The following is a 3,368-nucleotide window of genomic DNA, read 5'->3' on the forward strand; positions in this document are numbered from 1 at the left end:
TCGTTCTTTAACAATCTGGAAGAAGCACAACGAAATGTACTTATCAAGTACTCGGCGCAAGCTGAAGAAGATAGGTACGGGTTGTGATTGCATTATTTTGTTCCAAGTTCTCAAGACTGAGGTGAATAACCTCAGACTGCTTTGAAACTTATGAACGGCACAAACGCTAATACTCAGGTCCTATAGCCTACAGCGTTATAGGATCAAGCGACTAAGTGCATATGGTGGATGCCTTGGCGATCACAGGCGATGAAGGACGTAGTAGCCTGCGAAAAGCTACGGGGAGCTGGCAAACAAGCTTTGATCCGTAGATGTCCGAATGGGGAAACCCACTGCAGCGATGCAGTATCCCTAGCTGAATACATAGGCTAGTGGAAGCGAACCGGGTGAACTGAAACATCTCAGTAGCTCGAGGAAAAGAAATCAACCGAGATTCCGAAAGTAGTGGCGAGCGAAATCGGAAGAGCCTTTACGTTTTAGCACGCAAGATAGTCGAACGGAATGGAAAGTCCGGCCGTAGCAGGTGATAGCCCTGTAGGCGAAATCTTGTGTGTGGAACTAAGCGTAAGACAAGTAGGGCGGGACACGTGAAATCCTGTTTGAAGATGGGGGGACCATCCTCCAAGGCTAAATACTCGTGATCGACCGATAGTGAACCAGTACCGTGAGGGAAAGGCGAAAAGAACCCCGGAAGGGGAGTGAAATAGATCCTGAAACCGTATGCATACAAACAGTAGGAGCCTCCTTGTGGGGTGACTGCGTACCTTTTGTATAATGGGTCAGCGACTTACATTCAGTGGCAAGGTTAACCGAATAGGGAAGCCGTAGCGAAAGCGAGTCCGAATAGGGCGATTCAGTCGCTGGGTGTAGACCCGAAACCAGATGATCTATCCATGGCCAGGTTGAAGGCACGGTAACACGTGCTGGAGGACCGAACCCACTAATGTTGAAAAATTAGGGGATGAGCTGTGGATAGGGGTGAAAGGCTAAACAAATCTGGAAATAGCTGGTTCTCTCCGAAAACTATTTAGGTAGTGCCTCAAGTATTACTGCGGGGGGTAGAGCACTGTTATAGCTAGGGGGTCATGGCGACTTACCAAACTATGGCAAACTCCGAATACCCGCAAGTACAGCTTGGGAGACAGAGCACCGGGTGCTAACGTCCGGACTCAAGAGGGAAACAACCCAGACCGCCAGCTAAGGTCCCGAATTATCGCTAAGTGGGAAACGAAGTGGGAAGGCATAGACAGTCAGGAGGTTGGCTTAGAAGCAGCCATCCTTTAAAGAAAGCGTAATAGCTCACTGATCGAGTCGTCCTGCGCGGAAGATGTAACGGGGCTAAGCGATAAACCGAAGCTGCGGGTGTGCACTTTTAGTGCACGCGGTAGGAGAGCGTTCTGTAAGCCTGCGAAGGTGGCTTGTAAAGGCTGCTGGAGGTATCAGAAGTGCGAATGCTGACATGAGTAGCGATAAAGGGGGTGAAAAGCCCCCTCGCCGTAAGTCCAAGGTTTCCTGCGCAACGTTCATCGGCGCAGGGTGAGTCGGCCCCTAAGGCGAGGCAGAGATGCGTAGCTGATGGGAAACTGGTTAATATTCCAGTACCGTCGTACAGTGCGATGGGGGGACGGATCGCGGAAGATCATCAGGGTGTTGGATGTCCCTGTTGCTGTATCGAAGATGGCGCTTAGGCAAATCCGGGCGCGTAAATCAAGGGTATGGCACGAGCGAGCATTGCTTGCGAAGTGATTGGAAGTGGTTCCAAGAAAAGCCTCTAAGCTTCAGCTGTACGAGACCGTACCGCAAACCGACACAGGTGGACGGGATGAATATTCCAAGGCGCTTGAGAGAACTCAGGAGAAGGAACTCGGCAAATTGATACCGTAACTTCGGGAGAAGGTATACCCCGGTAGTGTGAAGCGCCTGCGCGCTTAGCATGATGGGGTCGCAGAGAATCGGTGGCTGCGACTGTTTATTAAAAACACAGCACTCTGCAAAGACGAAAGTCGACGTATAGGGTGTGACGCCTGCCCGGTGCCGGAAGGTTAAGTGATGGGGTGCAAGCTCTTGATCGAAGCCCCGGTAAACGGCGGCCGTAACTATAACGGTCCTAAGGTAGCGAAATTCCTTGTCGGGTAAGTTCCGACCTGCACGAATGGCGTAACGATGGCCACACTGTCTCCTCCTGAGACTCAGCGAAGTTGAAGTGTTTGTGATGATGCAATCTACCCGCGGCTAGACGGAAAGACCCCATGAACCTTTACTGTAGCTTTGCATTGATCTGTGAACCGGCCTGTGTAGGATAGGTGGGAGGCTTTGAAGCGTGGTCGCTAGATCACGTGGAGCCATCCTTGAAATACCACCCTGGTTTGTTTGCGGTTCTAACCTTGGTCCGTTATCCGGATCGGGGACAGTGCATGGTGGGCAGTTTGACTGGGGCGGTCTCCTCCCAAAGTGTAACGGAGGAGTTCGAAGGTACGCTAGGTACGGTCGGAAATCGTGCTGATAGTGCAATGGCATAAGCGTGCTTGACTGTGAGACTGACAAGTCGAACAGGTGCGAAAGCAGGACATAGTGATCCGGTGGTTCTGAATGGAAGGGCCATCGCTCAACGGATAAAAGGTACTCTGGGGATAACAGGCTGATACCGCCCAAGAGTTCATATCGACGGCGGTGTTTGGCACCTCGATGTCGGCTCATCTCATCCTGGGGCTGTAGCCGGTCCCAAGGGTATGGCTGTTCGCCATTTAAAGAGGTACGTGAGCTGGGTTTAAAACGTCGTGAGACAGTTTGGTCCCTATCTGCCGTGGGCGTTGGATACTTGACGGAGCCTGCTCCTAGTACGAGAGGACCGGAGTGGACGTACCTCTGGTGTACCGGTTGTCATGCCAATGGCATTGCCGGGTAGCTAAGTACGGAAGAGATAACCGCTGAAGGCATCTAAGCGGGAAACTCGTCTGAAGATTAGGTATCCCGGGGACTTGATCCCCCTAAAGAGTCGTTCGAGACCAGGACGTTGATAGGTCGGGTGTGGAAGCGCAGTAATGCGTTAAGCTAACCGATACTAATTGCTCGTGAGGCTTGATCCTATAACACTGATGGTTATTGACCTGGTGATATAGCGTTCCAAGTGTCGTTCAATACAAAATCTGGCTGCACCGTCGGCAGCCAGCCAACACCAATTACGACCCCCCTGTGCATGATCATCGAGCGCGTCTCTGATCATCCACACGTTGTGTTTCTTCCAAGATTGGAGCGGTTGCGTTAACACGCAGCAGCTCAACGAGTTACGCCTGACGACCATAGCAAGGTGGTACCACTCCTTCCCATCCCGAACAGGACAGTGAAACGCCTTCGCGCCGATGATAGTG

At 51.8% G+C, this 3,368-nt stretch carries 2 rRNA genes; both read left to right on the forward strand.

The features are described 5' to 3' along the window. Positions 1-201 precede the first annotated feature (201 nt). A 23S ribosomal RNA gene (locus ACI0FO_RS29360) occupies positions 202-3,086 on the forward strand. 203 nt (positions 3,087-3,289) lie between these two features. Continuing rightward, positions 3,290-3,368: ribosomal RNA gene (gene rrf, locus ACI0FO_RS29365) — 5S ribosomal RNA — on the forward strand; the annotation flags it as partial.

It is taken from the genome of Achromobacter marplatensis (assembly GCF_049060505.1).
Lineage (GTDB): Bacteria > Pseudomonadota > Gammaproteobacteria > Burkholderiales > Burkholderiaceae_B > Achromobacter > Achromobacter marplatensis_A.